Genomic DNA, 22769 nt, shown 5'->3' on the forward strand with positions numbered 1-22769 from the left:
ATTTGTAGCATCAAAGACTCTTGCAACTAGTTGATATCCAAAAGCAAATACAAATGCTAATAATATTTGAAAATAGTTTATTATATCCTTTAATTTTTCTCCATCAAAAAATTCAAAACTAAAGTATATAATAAAGATGTTAAAGCTATAACTAAGAATACTACAAGTATATTGTCTATAAAAAATATCGCAGAAAATAAAGCCCCATATTTTACGCTGCCAATAACTAGTGGAATCAAATTTAATGACAGTGATAAACCTATTAAATATATACATATATGAGTAGTCTTTGCTGCATTAAATGTTTTACTATCGATTGGCTTAGGTAGTAATATATTTTTCTCTTTTACATCTAGTAATACTGCCGAAAAATCAGATATCATAAGTGATACCATCATAAATAAATTTATACCTATTACAATATTTGCAGCTTTCATAGATGACATATCACCTGTCATTATTAATCCAATAAAAATACTCATAAATACATTGAACATCAATAAGGATAGAAAATTATTCTTGTCCTTGCTTTCATCTCTCTTTTTATTATTCCCCATAACAGTACTTACTCTACGACCATCCGTGGTTAATTTTATCTGAAGAATCATTCTCATAGTCTTATAGTTAACGCCTAATTTTTCATATAATGATTGATATTTATCCAATATCGCGAGTACGGTGAAATTCTTCATAATTACACCTCGCAAACCAAAGAAACAAATTCTTTAGCAACCTCTGCATGCTCATTAAAGCCTGTTAGCTGATTGAATATTTCTTCAAGTGTCCTTTCCTTCTTATTATTCTTAAGCTCTTCAAAACTTCCATCAGCAACTATCTGGCCCTCATTTAAAAGTAATATTCTATCGCTTACCTTCTCTACAACATCCATTATATGTGAAGAATAAAATATAGTTTTTCCGCTCTTTGCAAGAGTCTTCATAACCTCTTTAAACACCATTACACTATTAGCATCTAGTCCAACTAAAGGCTCGTCAAAAAATAATATATCAGGATTATGAATTAAACTACATATTATAATTAACTTTTGCTTCATGCCTTTTGAATATGAAGATATTCTAGAATCTATAGCTCCCTCAATTCCAAATAAGCCCATTAACTTCGTTGATCTCTCAATAAGTTTTTTCTGTTCTAATCCATATATTCCCCCTAAAAAGCTTATATACTCATAAGCAGTTAAGTTTTCATATATATCTGCAAGCTCTGGTACATACCCGATCTTCTTTTTATACTCTATGCTTCCATTACTTATATCTTGTCCTAATATTTCTACTTTCCCCGTGTATCCTTCTAATATCCCAAGCATTATTTTTATAGTTGTGCTTTTACCAGCACCATTAGTCCCTATATATCCTATTATCTGTCCTCTTGGAATTTTTAAATTAATTCCATTAAGCACCTTTTTACTCCCATAGCTCATTTGTAAATCTTTAATTGATATTATGCTGTCTAATTTTTCCATAGAACCCTCCCCCTAAATGTATTTTTTATCTGTCTGTATAATTGATTATACTGCTTAATTTGGTAATTTCAACAAGTTTTTACTTATTGGTTGTATGTAAACCTTTTAATGACATTTCACAAGGAAATTCTTCCACTTCTATAAGTAGGAGTTCCACCTAAAAAAAATAGCACCAGCCTAAGCAGGTGCCAACACTTCATTCAGTTACTTTTTAATATTACCAATTAATATATTGCTTAACCTCTGCTTTCTCCCCCAAAGTCACGTCTTTTAAAACCCATTCCTTAAACACTGGATATCCTGTTCTATCAACAATATAACCTATGTGTTCTTTTCCTCCTGGAGCATTTGCATCCATATACTTATCGATATATGAATATGTGTTTTTTATTATTTTAATTATACTTTCCTCGTCCACCCAAGTTATAAAATCTTGAGCGAGCCTAGGATTTTTCTTGCCAGTCCTACCCATTATCACAAGTTTATAATATTTCTCATAACTTCTGCTCCAACAACTAGTTGGGCATTTGCCTATGCATTCTCCACATCCAATACACTTGTCATGGTCGCGAACTACTTTAAAGTTCTCCATTTTAAGTGCACCAGTAACTCTTTTTTTACAGTTAGCTACGCAGGATTTGCAACTGATACATCTATAGGATTCATATTGGGGCTCTGTCATTCCTATGATCCCAAAATCTTGTATTCTAGCCTTTATACAATCATTAGGACAACCTGTTAAAGCTACCTTCACATGGTAATCATTAGGGAATATTTCTTTTTCAATTCTTTTTGCAAATTTTGTAGTATTATAATTTGCAAAAGGACAGACATTTGCCCCTATACAAGCTGACACATTTCTAGTACCTGCGGCCAAGTATCCTGTATTTTCTGAAATCTGATTTATATCAAGACCTTCTATGACTGATTGAATCATCTTATTAACTTCCGGTATTTTATCTATATCAATATTTGGTATTTCAAAACCCTGTCTTATAGTTATATGAATATTTCCATCTCCGTAAGTTTCTGCTACTCTTTGCAAAACTTCTAAATGTTTGGCTTCTATATGCCCACCAGGTACCCTTATTCTTATAGCTGTTTTACCTCTTTTTTTAGTTATTCTGTATGCATTTTTCTTGAGCAACTTGGTATTAATATCCATTACGTTTTCCCCCTTAATCCACTAGATGAACTGCATCCAAATAGTTAAAAACAGGTCCATCTAAACATATATACGTATCATCAATTTTGCAGTGCCCACATTTCCCAACTCCACAACACATTTTTCGCTCATAAGATACCCATATATTTTTTTCTTTTACTCCTTTTTTTATAAATCCAGCTACTGTAAACTTAAGCATCATTGGTGGTCCTACTACAATAACCTGTACTTCATCCATATTCAGAACTTGAATATCTGCAATATATTTTGTTATGAGTCCTACAGTTCCAGTGTAGCCGTCATCAGCACTGTCTACAGTTAACGTTACACTGATACTCTTTTCCCAAACTTTGAAATTTTCTTTAAATAAGATGTCACTAGGCGACTTAAAACCTGCCATTAAATTAAAGCCCGTACATTCCTTTGGATTTTTCGCAAAATAATCTACTATCCCTTTTACTGGTGCCAGTCCAGTTCCCCCAGCAGCTACAATAACTTCTTTATTTTTATAAAGGTTAACATCAAATCCATTTCCATAAGGCCCTCTTAAAAACAAGGTTCCTCCTACAAAAAAGCTATGAATTACATCCGTAACAGTGCCGACACGTCTAATAGTAAAATCTACATAACCCTCACCTATCTCACTAACGGATATAGGTGATTCTCCAAATTTCGGTATGGATACTTCAAAAAATTGACCCGGCTTTACAACACCTTCGAACTCCATTCTAAATGTATAATCCGTTTCTGTATGCTTACTTATATTAAGTATCTTAGATTTAAAAGGCATGTATATATTTTTCATTTATTCCACCTCATCCATTGCTTTATTTAATTTGTTTACACAATTTGAGAAAGATATATATTCAGGGCATATATCATCACATCTACCACAACCTATACACATATGATATCCGGCTCTCTTTTTAAAATCATATACCTTGTGCATAATTTTGAATCTCATTCTGTCTTTTTTATCCTGTCTAAAGCCATGTCCGCCTGCCATGTCGCTGTATCCGTCTACATGACAAGATGCCCAAACACGCCTTCTTTCTCCTACGTTTTTATTTTCTTTATAGAAAATGTCCTGCATAGTAAAACAAGAACAAGTACCACATACAAAATTACACCTACCACAAGCAATGCATCTTGAAGAATATTCATCCCACATTTTTGATTTAAAAATTCTTTGATCTAAGTTTTCAGGTATATTAACCTTTACTTCATTAGTCAAAACAAACTCAGGCTCTACCACGACGTTACTAGGTTTATCTATGTTAAAGCACTTCATCAGTTCCTCGGATTTACAATTCACAAAGACCTCATCATCTTGAATTTTAGTGTACATATCATAATCTTCTATCATATTCGATCCCATACTTGCGCAAAAACAATTTTCAAAACTTTCACTACAACCCATAAGTACAAATTTAATTTTATCTCTTAAAACCTTATAATAATAATCTTCATTTCCATTTTTAAGGTAAACTTCATCTAATCTCTTTATAGCATGAATATCACAACTTCTTAAGAATATTAATATTTTCTTCTCATCGCATTTTGGCTCTACGCAATCATTTTCAGTAAAGTAAAATAATGTTTGAGTAATTGGCAATGTTATTTCTTTAGGAGAAAAACTAGATTTTAAATCAAACTCTACTTCCCTTATACTCTTTATTTCCTTATACCTAACAGTATCTGTATCCGCAAAAGTTCCTTTTCCCTTGAGCACTACTGGTGCATACACCTTATATTCATGTCGCAATGTTTCAAGATACTCATCAAACTTCTCTATTGTAAGCTTAAATCCCATAAATGCACACCTTCCATTATAATAAATTTTACCTAATCGCTAAATATTGTTAATTAATTAACTTTATTAGTTAGTTCCTATAAAAATTAAATTTATAACTAACTATGCATATTGTATTTTAAATCATAAAAAAAGTATGTGATTTTCATCACACACCTTTAAAGTATTTGCTTAACTTTTCTCTATTAACTATGAATTTTCTATATTTTATTCTAACCATATCCATGTTTTCAAGCTCTTTTACTGCCCTTGAAATTGTTTCACGAGAGCTACCTAACATATCTGCTAAATAAGTTATGTTTATTTTAATATCTATTAAAACGCCATCTTCTGTTTCTACTCCATAATCTTTAGATAGCTTCCAAAGCTTTGCGGCTACCCTTTTGTCCATTTTAGTAGGAACTGTGTTCTTAATTTGTCTATACACTCTTCTTATTTTTTTACTCATAGAGTTTAATATAATCTCTGTAAGCTTAAAATCCTGTTTCATAATATTTAATAAGTCTACTTTTGATATGCTTATAATTTCACTATCTTCAAACCCTTCACAATTAATAGATGTCGTAAAATTGTCAAAATTGACCTCGTTTATAATCTCACCTTTGTTTAGGATATAGATAACCCTCTTTTGACCCTTTTCCGATACTCTGTACATAGTTACCTTTCCCTCTAGCACTATATATATATTATTTGTGATTTCTCTTTCAGCAAATAACATTTGTGATTTTTTCAATTTTTTTACTACAACACTCTCTCTTATTAAATCCAAAGTTTTATCCTCAACACATTTAAATAAAGGAAGGTCTTTTAATTGCCTAAGCGATATTTGTGTCATATTAACTTCTCCTTATGATTTCATTTTATAATCTCATTATAATAAAAATACTAATATTCTTATTATATAGCAATAAGTTTTAAAATAAAACAAAAAAAGAAATTATACATTACTTACCTTTATTAATCCTAGCTTTAATAATATATATTTTTATTGTTTTATTTCTCTTTTGCTACGTACCAATATGCTGCTCCAATAAATACAGCTCCACCTACAAAGTTTCCTAGGGTAACCCAAATTAAGTTGTGCGCTAATCCTCCTATAGAAATCGCTGCGGTGTGAGGAATCATTAGTGCCGTTGTAAGCAAAGTCATATTCGCAACACTATGTTCGAACCCTATAGTTATAAATGCAAATAGGCACCAAAAAATCATTATAAGTTTAGCCGTTTCTTCCTTTAATTTAATAGCACACCATACGGCTAAACAGACTAACATATTACAAAGTAACCCTTTTAAAAATAATTCTATGCTTGGCGTTGCCATTTTCCCTTGTGATGTTTTTAAAATAAAAGTTGCTGTGCTACCCTTTGCAAGCCCAGAACCTACAAATATTGCTGCTAGCGCTGCTGACCCTATAAAGTTTCCTATAAAACTGTATATCCAAATATTTATTGAATCAAGTAAAGGAACTTTCTTTTCTAGATACCCTATGGTCATAATCATGTTATTTCCTGTAAAAAGTTCGGAGCCCGCCATTATTACAAGACTTAAGGCAATCCCAAAGGAAGCTCCCATAATAGTTTTTGTTGCCGGTGACTCAGCTGCTGCAAATGATCCTCCAATAGTAAATATCAATAAAATTCCAAATCCCACATAAGCACCAGCTAGGGCCGCTGCAGTGAGGTACCTCATTTTACTTTTCTTTAAAAGTTCAGATTTTTTTACCGCCGATATTGAAACTTTGTTAATTTCTTCACTAAACAAGACATACCACTTCCTTCTATAAAAGATACCCACATTCTATCATTACAGAAAAAGAAAATATGTGACTAATATCACATATTTTCTAAAATTATTTTTTACTAACAATCTAACTTCCAGGACGTTAGTTATTAATAAAAAAGAGCACTCAGGTAATCAATCCTTATGTGCTCTCATTTTAATATAAAATTATTTTTTAGGTCCTTTTTCTAATATTTTTATTCCAAAATCAGGAAAATCAGTAAATAAACCATCTACATCAGCTTCAAAGTAGAATTTTTGCATTAACTCTTCTACACTAGTTACATATTTAGGGATTTCATCTTTTCTAAATGTATATGGATGAACAACAAGATTATGTTTATGTGCATCTTTTACTAAATTAGGATTTATAACTGGTTCTTTATCGTTCTTCCCATTTTCATCTATTATTTGTTGGTACCAAGGTCCAATACCATTTGCATATTCAGCTACTTTTGCTAGTCCTTCATCCGACATCATTTTTTTATAATTTGCCCCTGGACAATCTGCTTCTTCACCAATTAGCTGGACCATTTTCATTTTTGCGCCCATTTCTGTCCTAACTTTTCTTAAGTAAGTTGGATCAAAACATTGTAAATAAATTTTTGATTCAGGCGTATCATATCCATATTTTCTAAGAACTTTTAATACCACAGATCCAATATCTTGTCCATTATCTGTATGAAATTTAGGCTCTTTTAATTCAGGGTAAATTCCTTTTTCTTGACCTGTACTTTTATTCAGCCCTTGTACAAGTTGTATCATTTCTTCTAATGTTGGAACTTCAAAATGAGCACTATTTAAAGGAAATCTATCAGGGAAAACAGGATCCTTAGACCCTTCTTTTGTACGTTCGTGCACGTTAAGTGTTTTAATTTCTCCTAGCGTGAAATCAATTACATAGTAATGTCCATCGCTTCGTTTTCTATTTGGGTAACGCTTTGCTACATCTGTTGTCGTATCTAACATATTATCATGCATTATTACTGGAACACCATCTTTAGATAAACAAACATCACTCTCTATGTAATCTGCCCCTAGCCCATAAGCTAAAGCATAGGACTCTAAAGTATGTTCAGGTAAATATCCAGAAGCACCCCTATGTCCAATCACTATTTTATTGCTTTTATTTTTTGTTGAAACAGTTGTGGTATTACTTGCTACTGGAGGAGACTGTTTAGACTTCTGTCTACATCCTGCGAATAATCCTGCTGTTATGGTAAGTGTACATGCTAGAGCAATTAGTTTTTTTTCGTTCTTCATGTTATATCCCCCTTGTATAATCTAGTTATACGTTTTCAAATCTTGTAGATGTGATAACGTTTTCTGTTAGCTACCAAATTGATTATAACTAAACCAAACGAAGAATTCAAGAAAAAAAACAGAAAATTTTTCTAGCATTTTCATATTTTATCACTAACTTTAAATTAACAGCGTATTTTACATAAATGTAAAAACAAGTTACCCGACGAATATTTATGAGGGAAGAACAACTGAATTCGCTACATCATCCATTATTTTGCTTTGCATTAATTTGGTTATTATGGTAATATAACATTAAATAATTAAGGGCGGAGAAAAGAGAGCCTTAATGTATGGGTATTTCATACCTATTAATTAAGGTTCTCTTTTTATTCGCATTTAGGAGGTAAGATAATGTTTGACGTAACTATTATTGGTGCTGGCATCATTGGATGCTCAGTATCAAGAGAACTATCTAAATATAATTTAAAAACATGTGTTATTGAAAAATCTAGTGATGTTGCTTCTGGTACAACAAAAGCAAATAGTGCAATAGTACATGCAGGGTATGATGCTAATCCAAGTACTATTAAGGGAAAATTAAACGCAAAAGGTAATGAAATGTATACAAAGCTTGCAAAGGAATTAGATTTCCCATTTAAGAGGAATGGATCATTGGTTCTGTGCTTTGACGAGAAACACATGAATGATCTTAAAGAATTACTAGAACAAGGCGAAAAAAATGGAGTACCTAATCTAGCTATTCTTGATGGAAATCAAGTTAGAGAAATGGAACCTAATGTAACATTGAGCTGTGTCGGTGCATTATATGCTCCAACAGGAGGAATTGTTTGCCCATATGAAATGACTATTGCTATGGCTGAAAACGCATACACCAATGGCGTGGAATTTGAATTTGGAACTGAGGTCCTTAATATAGAAAAAAAACAAAGTTGTTACGTTATAAAAACTAATAAAGGCGACATTGAAACAAAAGTAATAATAAATGCAGCCGGTTTATTTTCGGATGAAATTAATAATATGGTAAGCAATAACAAATTTAAAATACTTCCCAAGCTAGGAGAATATGTATTATTTGATAAAGCTTGCGGAGATTTAGTTACAAAAACTATTTTTCAACTTCCAACTAAACTTGGAAAAGGAGTTTTAGTTACTCCTACTGTTGATGGTAACCTTCTAATTGGACCTAATGCTGTAGATCAAGATAACAAAACTGATCTTAGTACAACTCGCGAAGGCATCGATGATATCGTTTTAAATGCTCAATTAAGTATCCAAATGCCACTTCCTATGAATATGGTTATAACTTCTTTTGCAGGGAATAGATCAAAATGCGCGGGAAATGATTTTATAATTGGGGAAGCAGAAGACGCTAAGAACTTTATTAATGTAGCAGCAATTGATTCTCCAGGTTTGACTAGTGCTCCAAGTATTGCTGTAATGGTAGCTGATATAGTAACAGAAAAATTAGCACCGCAGGAAAATGTGAAATTCAACCCTATACGAAAAGGTACAAGAAAATTTAGAGAAATGTCAAACGATGAGCGAAAAAAAATAATCAAGGAAATACCTGAATATGGAACAATTGTTTGTAGGTGTGAAACCGTAACAGAAGGTGAAATTATAGACTCTATAAGAAGACCTCTTGGAGCAAAAACACTTGATGGAGTTAAAAGAAGGACAAGAGCTGGAATGGGGAGATGCCAATCGGGCTTTTGTGCAACAAAAGTTGTAGATATTCTTTCAAGAGAACTTAATATACCACGATGCGCCATTACAAAATCAGGCGAAAATTCTATACTGCTCACTGGCAAAAATAAACAATCTTTATAAATTGGAGGAATATATATGCAAGAATATGATTTAATCATAATTGGTGGAGGTCCAGCAGGCCTTGCAGCTGCAGTTTCTGCAAAGGATCAAGGGATAAACAGCATTTTAATTATAGAAAGAGATAATCAATTAGGTGGTATTCTCAATCAATGTATTCATAATGGTTTTGGTCTTCACACCTTTAAAGAAGAACTTACTGGTCCTGAGTATTCACAACGATTTATTGACAAGGTTATTGCACTTAATATCGAGTATAAACTAAATACGATGGTTCTAGATGTAAATGATAGTAAACAAGTTACTGCTGTAAATACAGAAGATGGTATATTGGAGCTCCAGGCAAAAGCAGTTATACTTGCAATGGGATGCAGAGAAAGACCAAGAGGAGCTTTAAACATACCAGGTGCAAGATGCGCAGGTATTTATACAGCCGGAACAGCTCAAAAATATGTTAATGTTGAGGGTCTAATGCCAGGAAAAGAAGTAGTAATACTTGGTTCTGGAGATATCGGGCTTATAATGGCAAGACGAATGACCCTCGAAGGTGCAAAGGTAAAGGCTTGTGTAGAACTAATGCCTCATTCAAGTGGACTTAAGAGGAATATTGTACAATGCTTAGACGATTTTAATATTCCTTTAAAATTAAGCCACACTATAACAAATATACATGGGCATGATAGACTTTGCGGAGTTACTATAGCTCAAGTTGATGACTATAGGAAACCAATTAAGGGTACTGAGGAATACATTGCTTGTGATACATTACTCTTATCTGTTGGCCTTCTACCCGAAAATGAACTTTCTAGAAAAGCTAATGTTAAACTTTCCAGAGTTACTGGGGGTCCTGAGGTAGATGAAAGCATGCAGACGAGCATTTCTGGAATATTTACCTGTGGCAATGTGCTTCACGTTCATGATTTAGTAGATAATGTAACCACTGAAAGCTACACTGCTGGTAGAAATGCTTCTGATTATATAAAAGGAATTTACCATGCTGGAAATAGTATTGAGATTTTCGCGACAGACGGAGTTAGGTATACAGTACCTAGTACTATCAATCCTGAAAATATCGGTAACGTAATAGATGTTAGATTTAGGGTTGGTGAGGTACATAAATCTGCTTATATATCTGTTTATTTCGATGATGTGCGCGAAATGCATTTAAAGAAAAAGATTCTTACACCAGGTGAAATGGAAAGCGTTAAATTAACTAAAGCAGTTTTGGATAAATATAGTAACTGTAAAAAGATTACCATAAAAGTAGAAAAGGAGTAGTTAACTATGAGTACAAGGGAATTAACATGCATAGGCTGTCCAATAGGTTGTGCACTTGTGGTAGCGCTTGAGGGCGAAGAAGTTATCAGTGTTAAAGGAAATACCTGTAAGATCGGAGAAACCTACGGCAAGAAAGAATGTACTAATCCAACAAGAGTCGTTACATCCTCTGTTTTAGTTTCAGGTGGCGAAAATGAGATACTTCCTGTTAAAACTGAGAGAGATATTCCAAAGGATATGATTTATGACTGCGTAAGAGCATTAAAAAATGTTATAGTAAAAGCTCCTATTTCTATAGGTGATGTGGTTCTAAAAAACGTACTTGACACCGGAGTGAATATTATAGCAACTAAGGATATTGGAGCTGCATAGTGGTATTAACGCGAAAATAATGGCAGTAGCCCAATAAGCAACAAGTTCAAGATGTATTTTAATAACAAAGAATGAAAGGATGATGAAAGACATGGGAAATTTATTTAATTTTTTAAAACCCGCTCTACCTATTGAGCGATTACCAAAAGAAAAAATTGATCCAGCTTACAAAAAATATCGTTTACAAGTATTTATAAGTATATATATTGGTTATATGGGTTACTACTTTGTTAGAAGTAACTTCTCACTAGCTAAGATATACCTCATTCAAGAAGGATTTACAAAAACGCAACTTGGATTCGTTGCATCTGCACTAGGGCTAGCTTATGGTATCAGTAAATTTGTTATGGGTAACGTATCAGATCGATCCAATGCGAGGTATTTTTTAGGTATCGGTTTAATTTTGTCTGGTGTTACGAATATATTTTTCCCCCTTACCTCAAGTCTTACAATAATGTTTATATTGATGCTTGTGAATGGATGGGTTCAAGGTATGGGCTGGCCTCCATGTGGAAGAATAATAACTCACTGGTTCTCAGATAAAGAACGTGGCGTTAAAATGTCTATTTGGAATACCGCACACAATGTGGGTGGTGGATTTATAGCTGTCGTTGCTCTTCTTGGTGTTCAGATATTCGGAAGTTGGAAAGGAATTTTTTATTTACCAGCTATTATTGCAATCGTGATTGGAACACTGTATATGGTTTTTGCAAAAGACACACCTCAATCTGTAGGACTTCCTCCTATAGAAGAATATAAAAATGATTACCCTGCTGTAAAAGTAGACAATCGAGAAAGAGAAATGACTGGAAAAGAAATATTATTTAAATATGTACTTAATAATAAATATCTATGGTATATCGCTCTTGCAAACGGTTTTGTATATATGGTGAGATATGGTATTATTAATTGGGCTCCAGTATACTTACAAGAAGTAAAAGGTTTTAATGTTACAGAGTCAGCGGTCGCATTCTCTTTATTTGAATATGCCGCAATTCCGGGAACTATACTCATCGGATGGATCAGTGATAAGATATTCCATGGTCGTCGTGCACCAGTAGGTGTAGCTTGCATGATAGGTGTTACAGCTGGTGTGTTCGTTTATTGGCAATCTTCAAGTATTTTAGCAATAAATATTACCTTAGCTTTAATCGGTGCCTTAATATATGGACCCGTTATGCTTATTGGAGTAAGTGCCTTAGATCTAGTTCCTAAAAAAGCCGCTGGGACTGCTGCTGGCTTTACAGGACTCTTTGGATATCTTATTGGACAAGTTTCAGCTGAAATTGTAATGGGAATGGTTGTAGATAAATACAATTGGGATGGAGGATTCACGCTTCTTATGATTTCTGCTGTACTTGCTATTGTATTTCTATCTCTTACTTGGAACGTACATGATAGGTCAAAACCAGAATCTGAAGATATTACGGCGGTTTAAAATTAATATTGCTTGGCTATAAACATTTGAGCAATAGCAAATAAAATTAAATCTTACATAAAAAAACTATTGATTTAATTTATTTCTTGTATTATGCAATTAAGACTGCATTTGATTAAACTGACATCAGTTAAATTAAATGCAGTCTTTTGTTATGTAATCTTGCATTAACAAAATGCGAATACCATACTCATGTCGAAATAGGCAATTTTCCATAAGGGTATGAAAGTAAAATTTATTTAATAAAAGACGAAAAGTTATTATCTCTATAGATAATAACTTTTCCAGACCGTTGACAAACATAAAATGTAAAACACTCTAATTTAAAATTGGAGTGTTTTTTTCATATTCAAAAAGGATTTTAGGACATCAATGTCGAATATATATAGTATACAAACTTTATAATTCGGAGGGCATTATTATGATTAATGAAAAAAACTTCACACAACAAAAACTAGAAATGGTGTATTTAGAAGATTTAGTTCCTAAAGACCATATTTTGAGAAATATAGATAAATACATGGATTTCTCTTTTATAAGAGAACTGACTAAAAAATATTACTGCTTAGATAATGGAAGACCTGGCGTAGATCCCATTCTACTTTTTAAAATGCTGTTTATTGGGTACTTATTTGGAATAAAATCTGAACGACAACTTGTAAAGGAAATTGAAGTAAATGTGGCTTATAGATGGTTCCTAGGGCTAAGTCTTACTGATACTATTCCAGATCATTCAACAATTAGCCAAAATAGACGTAGACGATTTAAAGGAACAGATGTGTTTCAAAAAATATTTGACGAAGTAGTATTTAAGGCTATAAATCTTAAGATGGTAACCGGTAAAATACTTTACACAGATTCTACACACCTAAAAGCAAATGCTAATAAGCGAAAGCTTGTGAAAATTGAAGTTGAAAAAACGCCGAAAGAATATGTAGCTGAACTTAATAAAGCAGTGGAAGAAGATAGAATAAACCATGGTAAAAAACCTTTAAAAGAAAAAGAACCTGTTACCAAAATAAAAGAAACTAAAGTTAGCACAACCGACCCCGACAGTGGATATATGATGAGAGATGGCAAGCCGGAAGGCTTCTCATATTTAGATCACAGAACTGTCGATAGCAGACATAATATAATTACTGATGTGTATGTTACTCCTGGAAACATAAATGATGTTGATCCTTATATCGATAGATTAGATGTGCAAATAAAAAAGTTTAATTTTAATACAAAATATGTTGGTGCAGATGCTGGTTATGCTACAAATCTTATATGTAAAAAACTATATGAGAGGGAATTAAAATCTGTAATGGGATACCGTAGGTCTCCACATACAAAAGGAATGTACACAAAAAATAAATTCCAATATGTTAAAGAGCAGGACATTTACGTATGCCCTGACTTAAGGGCTTTACATTATAAAACAACAACAAGAGAAGGATATAAAGAATATGTTGGTAATGCAAAATATTGCGACATATGTCCAAACAGAGCTCAATGCTTTTCTGCAAAAAGCAAGTTTAAAACTATTAGAAGACATGTTTGGGAAACGTATAAAGAAGATGTTGTAAAGTTCACCAGAACAGATAAAGGCAGAAATATATATAGAAGAAGAAAAGAAACTATAGAGCGAAGCTTCGCAGATTCAAAACAACTGCATGGGCTTCGCTATTGCCATATGCGTGGATTAGAAAATGTGCAAGAGCAGTGTCTGCTTACAGCAGCAGTGCAGAATATGAAAAAGATAGCTAGCCTGCTATCTTTAAGGTTTTTTGATTTTCTAACTAAGAACATAGTTGTTATTTTAAATTTATCCATAACTCAAAATGCTATCGCATAATTGCATGTAAAAAGCCCAGTATAATAAAAAAATTATACTGGGTTTGTAAACAACCTGGAAAAGTTATTATCTCTATAGATAATAACTTTTCTTATAATAATGTGGAGGACTAAATGAGGAACAAATATCCTTAAGGATGTAGATATGTTCTTTATAATTATATTAACAGTCACTGTTATTTTATGCATAAAAATATCTAAAACTAAATATATTTAATTTAAAGTTTTTATGTTTTCACCATTCGGCTAATTTCAATACAAAATCTGAGTTCAGAACTTCTTTTTATATTGTAAATATAAGAATTAACACTATTTATATTGAGGCTCTTGTTTTTGAATATATTTCTGTCTTCCCTTTAAAATGTCCATTGCAGAATCAAGTTGCTCTGCGATTTGTGTAAAATCATTTTTTGCTTGTTGATCCTCTGTTTCTAGAGAAAAAGTCTTCATTGTAGCAGAAGCGCTTTGCATTCCTGCAATTGCTTGTTGCATTTGAGTTCCTACAGTCATAGTTTTCACCTCCCTTCAAATATGTATTTAACCTTTGGGTTTAAATAGTATAGCACCAATAAATCCAAAAACTATCGCAGCAGAAATCCCCGAACTTCCTGTCTTGAAAATGCCAGTAAATATCCCTATAAATCCTGTTTTTTCAGCATCAATTAGGGCCCCTGTTACTAGAGTATTTCCAAAGCTGCTTATAGGTACAAATGCCCCTGCACCGGCAAGTTTTACTAAAGGATCATATAAACCTAGTCCTCCTAAAATTGCTCCAATTACAACTAGTGTACATGTAGTATGTGCAGGCGTAATCTTTAAAATATCCATTATAAGTTGGCCAATAACGCAAATTAGACCGCCTATTACAAATCCATAAATAAATTTTTCCATAAATAAACTCACACCTCTTTTTTACATTTCAATAGAAACTGCATGAGCAATGCAAGGTATGCTTTCCTTTTGTTGATAGGATATTGGAGACATTAGAGCACCAGTTGCAACTATTAATATTCTCTTTAATTCCCCTCTTCGCATACGGTTAAGAAAATGCCCATAAGTTACAGTAGCAGAACAGCCACAGCCACTACCTCCAGAAAAAACTGGTTGGTCCTTTTTATATATTAAAAGTCCACAGTCTGTAAATATATCTGATGGCATTTCTATACCATGGCTTTTTAATAAACTAATAGCGAGTTTATGCCCTACCTTGCCTAAATCACCAGTAGCAATAAGGTCATAATAGGAGGCATCAACATTTAAATCTCTAAAGTGTGCTTCAATTGTATCTACAGCCGCGGGTGCCATAGCTGCCCCCATGTTAAATGGATCTGAAATTCCCATATCTATTACTCTTCCTATTGTAGTCGAAGTAATCTTAGGTCCGAATCCTTCTCTTCCAAGCACCGCAGCTCCAGCCCCCGTTACTGTCCATTGAGCAGTAGGTGGTTTTTGTCCACCATACTCTGTAGGATATCTATATTGTTTTTCTGCAGCCGCATTATGGCTACTTGCAGATGCTATAACATATTTAGCTGACTTACTTTCTATCAATTGAGCAGCCATAGCTAAACCTTCCATGGAACTAGAACAAGCGCCAAAAATTCCTAAAAAAGGTATCCCTAATGTTCGTGCAGTAAAACTACTGGAAGTAATCTGATTCATCAAGTCTCCACTTATAAAAAAATTTATATCTTCTTTTTTTATACTTGATTTCTTTATCGCTCTTTCACAAGCATGTTCAAGAAGAACTCTTTCCGCCTTTTCATAACTATCCTGTCCAATCCATAAATCTTCATGAATTATATCAAAGTCATCAGCTAAGGCCCCATTACCTTCAAAAGGACCACCAACTGCCGCAGAACCTAATATTGTAGGTTTAGAATTGAAAATCCATGATTGATGTCCTTTAAGCATCTACATCACTCCCAACCATTTTATTGTGATTTTTATCGTAGCGACCACAAAAGCAGAAAAAACTCCATAAACAATGATTGCTCCAGCAAGCCTAAACATATTTCCAGCGACTCCAAGTACATATCCTTCGCTTCTATGCTCAATTGCAGCAGAAGCTATAGAATTAGCAAAACCTGTAATTGGAACAGCAGATCCAGCTCCAGCCCATTGGCCAATGCGGTCGTAAATCCCAAGTCCAGTAAGTAACGCTGAAACAAAGATTAAAACTACTGAAGTCGGACTAACTGCTGTTTTTTCATTAAAATTAAAGTAAGTGATAAAGAACACCTGTAAGCATTGACCAATGGTGCATATGATACCACCTACAAGGAATGCTTTAATACAATTTTTTAAAATAGGTCTTTTAGGTTCTATGCTTTTCACCAATTCACCGTATTGCAGTTGAGTTGGCGTTAGTTTTTTCTTTTTCATATTAGACATTATTTCACCTTCTAACGTAATAAATATGGTTTTATTTTTTTCATAACCTTTTCTAGATTTTCAGCATTTTTTAAGTACATAGATTTTGCTTCATCAGTTTCTGTTTCTAAAGCAAAGGACATAAGGTCTGCCTGACTTTTTTGAATACTGGCATATAGCATTTCTTTAATTTGTGATATTGGGACTTGAATCAAATCATCAAAAAGATCCAGATATAAATCTCCAGAAGAATCTACTTGACCAATAAAAACATTCTCAAGTGCTACTCCTTTGTTTTCTAACTCAGTCTTAAGCCACCCTTTACTCAATCCAATATTGGTAAGACCTTCATTTAACATATTCCCGTCTAAAATAACTGTTTGTGATTCAGCCTTAGACGCAACTTTTATTCCTAAATCATATGAGGTAACAGGCTTTTTATCAGCTTTTAAACTAACATTGATATCTCCTGTTGTTTCCATAACGGCAAATTCAACATCGGCTAAATCAAATGCTTTTTTTGAACGTAATTCTTGTAGAAACTCTTGCCCAGTCATCCTTTCTTTAGCTAGATTATCTTCCATGATTTTACCATTTTTAATTAATACCCTTTCCTTACCCTTTATTACATTGTAAATCCATTTACTTTTCATGGAGGAATAATCTAAGATAATAGGCATCAGTACCCAAACAGCTAGTGCAGTTAGTCCAAAATAAATATTCGTAATTATACCCAATGAAATTAAAGTAACTATAAGAGCAATAATTACATAAGAAATAAACTCAAAAGGCGTAACCTTAAATAAGTTTCTTTTTTTCATAAATCTTGTTAAAACCAATGTTAAAAAATATAAAATTATCGTGTTGAATAATATTGTTAACCAATTACTCATCATTTCACCTCACTTAGTCACCTTTGTATTGAGGCTCCTGAAACTCTATAGAGCCTACTCTTTTTTCCAAATCTATTTTAATTTTACCTATCTCTTCAGATGCCTCAGTATAAATAGCCCTAGCTTCTTTATTTCGTTCTTGCAATGAATATAATCTTAAAGTAGCTTCAGAACCTTTTAAAGTTGCTAATGTTTGCTTTACCTTAGAGCCAACAGTCATATGAACCTCCTTAATGCTTATCAATTCTTTTCCTCACGCAGTATAACTAATATGCTTTTATTAAAGTCTTTCTCTTTTTTTATTATTCATATATATTCTCCTATCTTCAATATTTTACTCATTAAACTTTAAATAGTTATATATTATTTACTTAGCTTTATTGAATTGACTATCTTTATGTTATTATGGCCAAAGTTTCCTTTGAAAGATGAAAACGATTGGTATTTGAGATAGTAGAAGAGACGAGGAGGAAACAACATGATTTTAAAAATTATTTAAACACCATAAATGCAATAGTAGAAATTACAAGTGAAAAAGAAGTTAAAAATGAATTGAACAAGTATATTATGTCTTTAAAATATTCGAATAATATTATAGAAGATATTATATATATATATATATATAATATTATTGTTAAACCTATAATCTACAATAAATTATGTGAATCGAATAGATTAAATATAAAATTCTTATTTAATGTAGCCAATAATACACTAGAAAACAGTCTAAATGATTATGAAATTTCAGATATGCTAAATAATCTATTGGATAATGCTTTTCAAGCTGTCATAAATAGCACTAAGGATAAGGTTGTTATATTAAATATATGTGAAGAAGAAAATGCTAATATTCTAGAGGTTAGAAATAGTGGAATAACAGTAAAGTTTGATAATATAGAAAAAATATTTGAAAGAGGCTTTTCTACTAAAGAAGGAGATAATAGAGGCTATGTACTTTATTATATAAAAGAAATAGCTGAAAAAAAAGGCAGTGATGTTCAGCTATTCTTTGAAGATAATTATACTGTTTTTAGAATATTGTTCAAACAAATTATTAGGGGGAGTAAGTTTTCAAAAAATCAAAGCAAGTAGCTGAGTTATGTAGAGTCATAGAAGTTACTCTTGTTACATATCTTCTATAGAAATAGCTCTGACTGGTGAACCATCAGCATTTTTATTTTTAAGTGGCATAATACTCAAAATAAAATACTCACTGCTAATGGAATCTAAATTTGCTAGGTTCTCAATAATTATGATGTTCTTTGGCATTAATATTTTATGAACTGCAAATGTGGTTGAGTTTATATCATCAATTGAAATTGCATCAATACCAATGCCTTTTAAATTAAATTTTGACAACCAATTGGCTGATTCTTCACTTAAAGAAGGAAAATCCTCAAAGTATTTTTTATCACCCCAGTATTTACTCCATCCTGTTTTTATTATAATGAACCCAACATTTTTTATCTTTTCCTCATAGGACCTTAGGCTATCAACATCTATTAGTTTCATACTTTCATCTGAAAAATCAAGAATAGTAGCATTTCCAATAAAATGTTCTATATCTAAATCATTTAAATAAGGACCATCACTGAGCATATGTGCAGGTGCATCTATATGTGTGCCTGTATGTGAGTGCATAGTGATTTTAGCCTCTTGAAAACCATCCTTTTCCAAAGTATTTGACTTGTCAAAAATCGGTTTCTCAGTTCCTGGAAAAACTGGCATGTCGGAACAAATAATATGTGTTAGATCAGTGACTTTCATAATAGCCCTCCCATAATATCTATGTCGTTAAATCAGCTTCGAAGCTGTTAAACCCTTTTAACCACAGCTTTTCTAACAAGCAAATAAATAAAAACCATTGTTATTATAAATAAACATATAAATGTCAATACAGCCATATAAGAGTTTCTTGTGCTTATCCCAAGTATCTTATCAATAAAAATCATTTCCTTTTCTCCAAGGTCAGGATTATTGCATGCAGCTCTTCCATATATAGCAATAGGTATTAAAGAAACTAAAATTTTCATTATTTTATTACACTTATAATATATCATAGTTATTAATAATCCTATTGCAAACGCTACAATGTAACCAGCAAATAAAAAGGTAACTGTCCCAAATAGTGCTTGCATGCTACTGCTTTGTATCCATACTGTGCCTACACTATAAGACTCGTTATAGGCCATATCATACATTGTTGGACTTACCATAAATATATTATACACTCTATTTATTATGACATCTAATATAGACATAGCGAGTCCTATTGATAAAATAGCTATTGCTGCAGCTTTAAAATAATCTACCCTAGTAATATTATTAGCTTGGGCAAAATGAAAATTTTCTTTAAAAAAGTTTAACCCTATCACAAATAAAAATACTACAGATGAAAATTCTAATCCTTTTGTATAACCATCTCCTCCATTTGAAAACTTATTTGTCATTTCTATACATGTTAATGCACCTATGAAAATAATGTAATAAATTATTATTGATTTTAGGCTGCTTTTAATATTGTATTTAGCAAGTTTAAAACTTTTCATTATTTTATTCTCCCGTCACTAGTCAAATGAATAAATAGTTTCTGTAGTTCAACCCTTGAAACTTCTAAATCTAGTTTTTTCTGTTGCCTTTTTTCATCATCTGCATTTTTCCCTGTTATAATAGCTGATTTAAAAGATGCCATTCCATCTACACTTACACAATTTTTATCTTTAATATAATCATCTATATTTTTATTTAATCCAGAAACGCAGTAGCACCCTTTTAATAGTTCTTCTACACTTTCGTCCTTAATTAATTTCCCATCTTTAATAATAACTACCCGCTCTATTAATTGTGCAACTTCTTCTATAATATGAGTAGATAATATAATAGTCTTAGGATTTTCTATATAACTTTCCATAAGTTCTTTATAAAACATCTCTCTATGATTAGCATCTAATCCTAAAACTGGCTCGTCGAACATTAATATTTCGGCACCTGATGCCATGGTATTTATAATTTTACATATGGAGGAATACCCAGTTGAAAGTTCCTTAATCCTTCTATTTATATTTAGTTCAAACTTTTTACAAAGCTCTAATGCATATGACCTATCAAAGTTTGGATAAAATTCTTTAGTCCAATTAAATAGCTCTTTTACTTTCATAGACTGTGGATATAAGTTTTGCTCTGTCATAAAATGAATTTTCCCTAGACCATTTCCATCCGAGGGCGAGCTATTATTATCTATAGAAATAGTCCCCTCATTCAAGAAAATTCTTTTGTTTATAACGTTTAAAAGAGTTGTCTTACCTGCACCATTTCTTCCTAATAATCCATAAATTTTATTTTCTTCTAATGTTAATGTAATATTATCTAATGCAAAGGTATCCCCATATTTTTTACTTGCATTTAAAACCTTTATTGTGCCCATATTAAATCCCCCCATCAATCATTTTAATAATATCTGTACTTGAAATATCTAATTTTTTAGCTTCCTCTATTAAGACTAATATATAGCTTTCATAAAAATTTTCTTTTCTTTTTTTCATTAACTTTTCTTTACTTCCAGTTACAACAAACATACCAACGCCCCTTTTTTTATATATAATGCCTTCATCTACAAGTATATTAAATCCTTTTGCTACTGTAGCTGGATTTATTTTATACTTAACAGATATTTCTGTTGTAGATGGAATTGCAGTTTCTTCCTCCAATACCCCCTTAAGAACATTGTTCTCAATAGCTTTAGCAATCTGCATATATATAGGTAGCTCATTATTAAAATCTAATTTCATATTATTACCTTCTTCACTTGCTTGGTTAATTACTTATGTAACTAACTGTATAACCAAACGACTCCATTGTCAATAGTAAATTGGTTTATTTCAGGTTGAAGCTAATAAGCTCACTTAGAAGATCCCCGGGGATATTAATAAATTACGAATATAATTTGTTTTGCTAATAATACATAAAAGACACAACAATACAGTTTTGTATTATTGTGTCTTTTATGTATTATTCATTTAATAAATTCTTAAAAGTATCACTATTACAGCAAATACCACAACTACATCTAGTATCACCAAATTGTAGAGAATAAGCTTGTGAAAGTTCGATATTTGATTTAGCTACTCCTTTAGCGAAATCCTCATTACTTTGTGATACCATTGCTAGAGCATTGGCTTTTTCTTGAGTATTTATTATGGCACCAGCAGGAACATATCTATTAGCAGGAATTCTTACCCCATCTGTAACAAGAGCTGCCAAATCAATGTAACAGCTATCTTCCACAATAGAATTAAAAACAATAGCGTTAAATCCAACAAAAGTATTATTTCCAATAATACATGGACCATGAACTAAAGCTCCATGAGCAATACTAACTTCATTTCCTATATAAATAGAATATTCTTTTTTATTTACAGAGAATTTCATGTTTTTCAACCCATGTAATATTACTCCATCTTGAATATTAGTTTTAGTTCCAATATAAAATGGTGTTCCTTCATCCGCTCTAAGAGTTGTATTACATCCAATTAATACTTTTGCGTCGATTCTTACATCGCCTATAATGCTCGCGAAAGGGCCTATGAAAGCAGTTTTATCAATACTGGGATACATACTAATAGGATTAAAAGACGTAGGTGGATTACTACTAACAAAATATGAATATACATTAGTTGGGCCTACAGGATTATATCTAACAATTTTATATTTACTCATAATATTTCTCCTAAATATTTGATACTATATTATACGTATCCTTTAGAATAATTGTGATAAAGTATTTAATGATGTTACTGTTACCGCTCATATTATAGTGGCGCAGATGTATAACCAATGCTGATATGCTTGCAACAATACAAATATTAATAATGTGCATTATTAATTAAATTAGTCTGCTTGAGATGTGTATTTATGACCAGCCACATGGGCAGTTGCCGCAGCATTAATGATATAATTAGATATATTTATTTTAACCAAATAAAAAACACTAAGTTTATAACTTAGTGTTTTTTTCTTACCTGGCGACAACCTACTCTTCCACAAGGTCACCCCTGCAGTACCATCGGCGCATTGAAGCTTAACCTTCGTGTTCGGTATGGGAACGGGTGTTACCTTCATGCCATAATCACCAGATTGAGAATATAAATATTCTCTGAAAATTGCACAGTGAATTAGTCTTTTCGCTCACGCTCAAAGCCTCGCTTCTTTCTTACGAAAGAAGTATATCGCATTACTTTTAATTATAT

Annotated in this window: 25 protein-coding genes and 1 rRNA gene; 6 read left to right on the top strand and 20 right to left on the bottom strand. The window is 32.2% G+C overall.

Annotation, left to right across the window (positions count from 1 at the left end; genetic code table 11):
• Window positions 1–89: 89 nt before the first annotated feature.
• From ACWJKP_RS13165 to glpQ, 8 genes are all read right to left on the bottom strand, one after another.
• Window positions 90–692, bottom strand: coding sequence for a hypothetical protein (locus tag ACWJKP_RS13165; RefSeq protein WP_165414450.1), 603 nt, complete (start codon window positions 690–692; stop codon window positions 90–92).
• A gap of 2 nt (window positions 693–694) precedes the next feature.
• On the bottom strand, window positions 695–1480 hold the full coding sequence (locus ACWJKP_RS13170) for an ABC transporter ATP-binding protein (protein WP_165414449.1): 786 nt from the start codon (window positions 1478–1480) through the stop codon (window positions 695–697).
• Between the two features lie 217 nt (window positions 1481–1697).
• The gene (gene asrC / locus ACWJKP_RS13175; protein ID WP_165414448.1) at window positions 1698–2645 is read right to left on the bottom strand and encodes a sulfite reductase subunit C; all 948 of its coding nucleotides are present in this window, start codon (window positions 2643–2645) and stop codon (window positions 1698–1700) included.
• Window positions 2646–2658: 13 nt separating this feature from the next.
• Window positions 2659–3450: an anaerobic sulfite reductase subunit AsrB gene (gene asrB / locus ACWJKP_RS13180; protein WP_165414447.1), complete on the bottom strand. Its 792-nt coding sequence runs from the start codon at window positions 3448–3450 to the stop codon at window positions 2659–2661.
• Window positions 3451–4458: an anaerobic sulfite reductase subunit AsrA gene (asrA, locus tag ACWJKP_RS13185; protein ID WP_165414446.1), complete on the bottom strand. Its 1008-nt coding sequence runs from the start codon at window positions 4456–4458 to the stop codon at window positions 3451–3453. It lies immediately after the preceding gene.
• A gap of 148 nt (window positions 4459–4606) precedes the next feature.
• Window positions 4607–5293: a Crp/Fnr family transcriptional regulator gene (locus ACWJKP_RS13190; protein ID WP_165414445.1), complete on the bottom strand. Its 687-nt coding sequence runs from the start codon at window positions 5291–5293 to the stop codon at window positions 4607–4609.
• A gap of 158 nt (window positions 5294–5451) precedes the next feature.
• On the bottom strand, window positions 5452–6219 hold the full coding sequence (locus ACWJKP_RS13195; protein WP_165414444.1) for a formate/nitrite transporter family protein: 768 nt from the start codon (window positions 6217–6219) through the stop codon (window positions 5452–5454).
• 186 nt (window positions 6220–6405) lie between these two features.
• Entirely contained in the window at window positions 6406–7500 is a 1095-nt protein-coding gene (gene glpQ, locus ACWJKP_RS13200) for a glycerophosphodiester phosphodiesterase (protein ID WP_165414443.1), read from the bottom strand.
• A 393-nt stretch (window positions 7501–7893) separates the two neighbouring features.
• Here glpQ and ACWJKP_RS13205 point away from each other — a divergent pair, with 393 nt between their 5' ends.
• The 5 genes from ACWJKP_RS13205 (at window position 7894) to ACWJKP_RS13225 (ending at window position 14258) form a co-directional block, all read left to right on the top strand.
• On the top strand, window positions 7894–9333 hold the full coding sequence (locus tag ACWJKP_RS13205) for an NAD(P)/FAD-dependent oxidoreductase (RefSeq protein WP_165414442.1): 1440 nt from the start codon (window positions 7894–7896) through the stop codon (window positions 9331–9333).
• Between the two features lie 15 nt (window positions 9334–9348).
• Complete coding sequence (locus ACWJKP_RS13210; protein ID WP_224578894.1) at window positions 9349–10608, top strand: NAD(P)/FAD-dependent oxidoreductase; 1260 nt, start codon at window positions 9349–9351, stop codon at window positions 10606–10608.
• Between the two features lie 6 nt (window positions 10609–10614).
• Complete coding sequence (locus ACWJKP_RS13215; RefSeq protein ID WP_165415027.1) at window positions 10615–10980, top strand: DUF1667 domain-containing protein; 366 nt, start codon at window positions 10615–10617, stop codon at window positions 10978–10980.
• A gap of 91 nt (window positions 10981–11071) precedes the next feature.
• Entirely contained in the window at window positions 11072–12418 is a 1347-nt protein-coding gene (gene pgtP / locus ACWJKP_RS13220) for an MFS transporter (protein WP_411955879.1), read from the top strand.
• 421 nt (window positions 12419–12839) lie between these two features.
• The gene (locus tag ACWJKP_RS13225; RefSeq protein ID WP_224578694.1) at window positions 12840–14258 is read left to right on the top strand and encodes an IS1182 family transposase; all 1419 of its coding nucleotides are present in this window, start codon (window positions 12840–12842) and stop codon (window positions 14256–14258) included.
• Window positions 14259–14566: 308 nt separating this feature from the next.
• On the opposite strand, the gene ACWJKP_RS13230 is transcribed toward ACWJKP_RS13225, so the two are convergent.
• From ACWJKP_RS13230 to ACWJKP_RS13255, 6 genes are read right to left on the bottom strand one after another with little or no spacing between them, the layout of a single operon-like run.
• Window positions 14567–14767: a DUF1657 domain-containing protein gene (locus tag ACWJKP_RS13230; RefSeq protein ID WP_165414803.1), complete on the bottom strand. Its 201-nt coding sequence runs from the start codon at window positions 14765–14767 to the stop codon at window positions 14567–14569.
• A 27-nt stretch (window positions 14768–14794) separates the two neighbouring features.
• Window positions 14795–15148 (bottom strand): stage V sporulation protein AE, encoded by a 354-nt coding sequence (gene spoVAE, locus ACWJKP_RS13235; RefSeq protein WP_165414804.1) that lies wholly within the window; start codon window positions 15146–15148, stop codon window positions 14795–14797.
• Between the two features lie 21 nt (window positions 15149–15169).
• Entirely contained in the window at window positions 15170–16171 is a 1002-nt protein-coding gene (gene spoVAD, locus ACWJKP_RS13240; RefSeq protein ID WP_165414805.1) for a stage V sporulation protein AD, read from the bottom strand.
• A complete protein-coding gene (gene spoVAC, locus ACWJKP_RS13245; RefSeq protein ID WP_165414806.1) occupies window positions 16172–16651 on the bottom strand; it encodes a stage V sporulation protein AC in 480 nt (159 codons plus the stop codon).
• A gap of 11 nt (window positions 16652–16662) precedes the next feature.
• Entirely contained in the window at window positions 16663–17523 is an 861-nt protein-coding gene (locus ACWJKP_RS13250) for a DUF421 domain-containing protein (RefSeq protein ID WP_165414815.1), read from the bottom strand.
• Between the two features lie 13 nt (window positions 17524–17536).
• Window positions 17537–17743 (bottom strand): DUF1657 domain-containing protein, encoded by a 207-nt coding sequence (locus ACWJKP_RS13255; protein WP_165414807.1) that lies wholly within the window; start codon window positions 17741–17743, stop codon window positions 17537–17539.
• Window positions 17744–17961: 218 nt separating this feature from the next.
• Here ACWJKP_RS13255 and ACWJKP_RS13260 point away from each other — a divergent pair, with 218 nt between their 5' ends.
• Entirely contained in the window at window positions 17962–18615 is a 654-nt protein-coding gene (locus tag ACWJKP_RS13260; RefSeq protein WP_462961207.1) for a sensor histidine kinase, read from the top strand.
• Window positions 18616–18648: 33 nt separating this feature from the next.
• Here the strand turns inward: ACWJKP_RS13260 and ACWJKP_RS13265 are convergent, their stop codons facing one another.
• The 6 genes from ACWJKP_RS13265 to rrf form a co-directional block, all read right to left on the bottom strand.
• On the bottom strand, window positions 18649–19290 hold the full coding sequence (locus ACWJKP_RS13265) for a cyclase family protein (protein ID WP_165414810.1): 642 nt from the start codon (window positions 19288–19290) through the stop codon (window positions 18649–18651).
• 47 nt (window positions 19291–19337) lie between these two features.
• Window positions 19338–20072 (bottom strand): hypothetical protein, encoded by a 735-nt coding sequence (locus ACWJKP_RS13270; protein WP_165414811.1) that lies wholly within the window; start codon window positions 20070–20072, stop codon window positions 19338–19340.
• On the bottom strand, window positions 20072–20947 hold the full coding sequence (locus ACWJKP_RS13275; protein WP_165414812.1) for an ATP-binding cassette domain-containing protein: 876 nt from the start codon (window positions 20945–20947) through the stop codon (window positions 20072–20074). The genes ACWJKP_RS13270 and ACWJKP_RS13275 overlap by 1 nt, the downstream gene beginning before the upstream one ends.
• 1 nt (window position 20948) lies before the next feature.
• Window positions 20949–21311 (bottom strand): GntR family transcriptional regulator, encoded by a 363-nt coding sequence (locus ACWJKP_RS13280; RefSeq protein ID WP_165414813.1) that lies wholly within the window; start codon window positions 21309–21311, stop codon window positions 20949–20951.
• Between the two features lie 220 nt (window positions 21312–21531).
• The gene (locus ACWJKP_RS13285; protein WP_165414814.1) at window positions 21532–22239 is read right to left on the bottom strand and encodes an LbetaH domain-containing protein; all 708 of its coding nucleotides are present in this window, start codon (window positions 22237–22239) and stop codon (window positions 21532–21534) included.
• A 300-nt stretch (window positions 22240–22539) separates the two neighbouring features.
• A 5S ribosomal RNA gene (gene rrf, locus ACWJKP_RS13290) occupies window positions 22540–22656 on the bottom strand.
• Window positions 22657–22769: the final 113 nt, after the last annotated feature.

It is taken from the genome of Clostridium sp. CM037, from assembly GCF_055081095.1.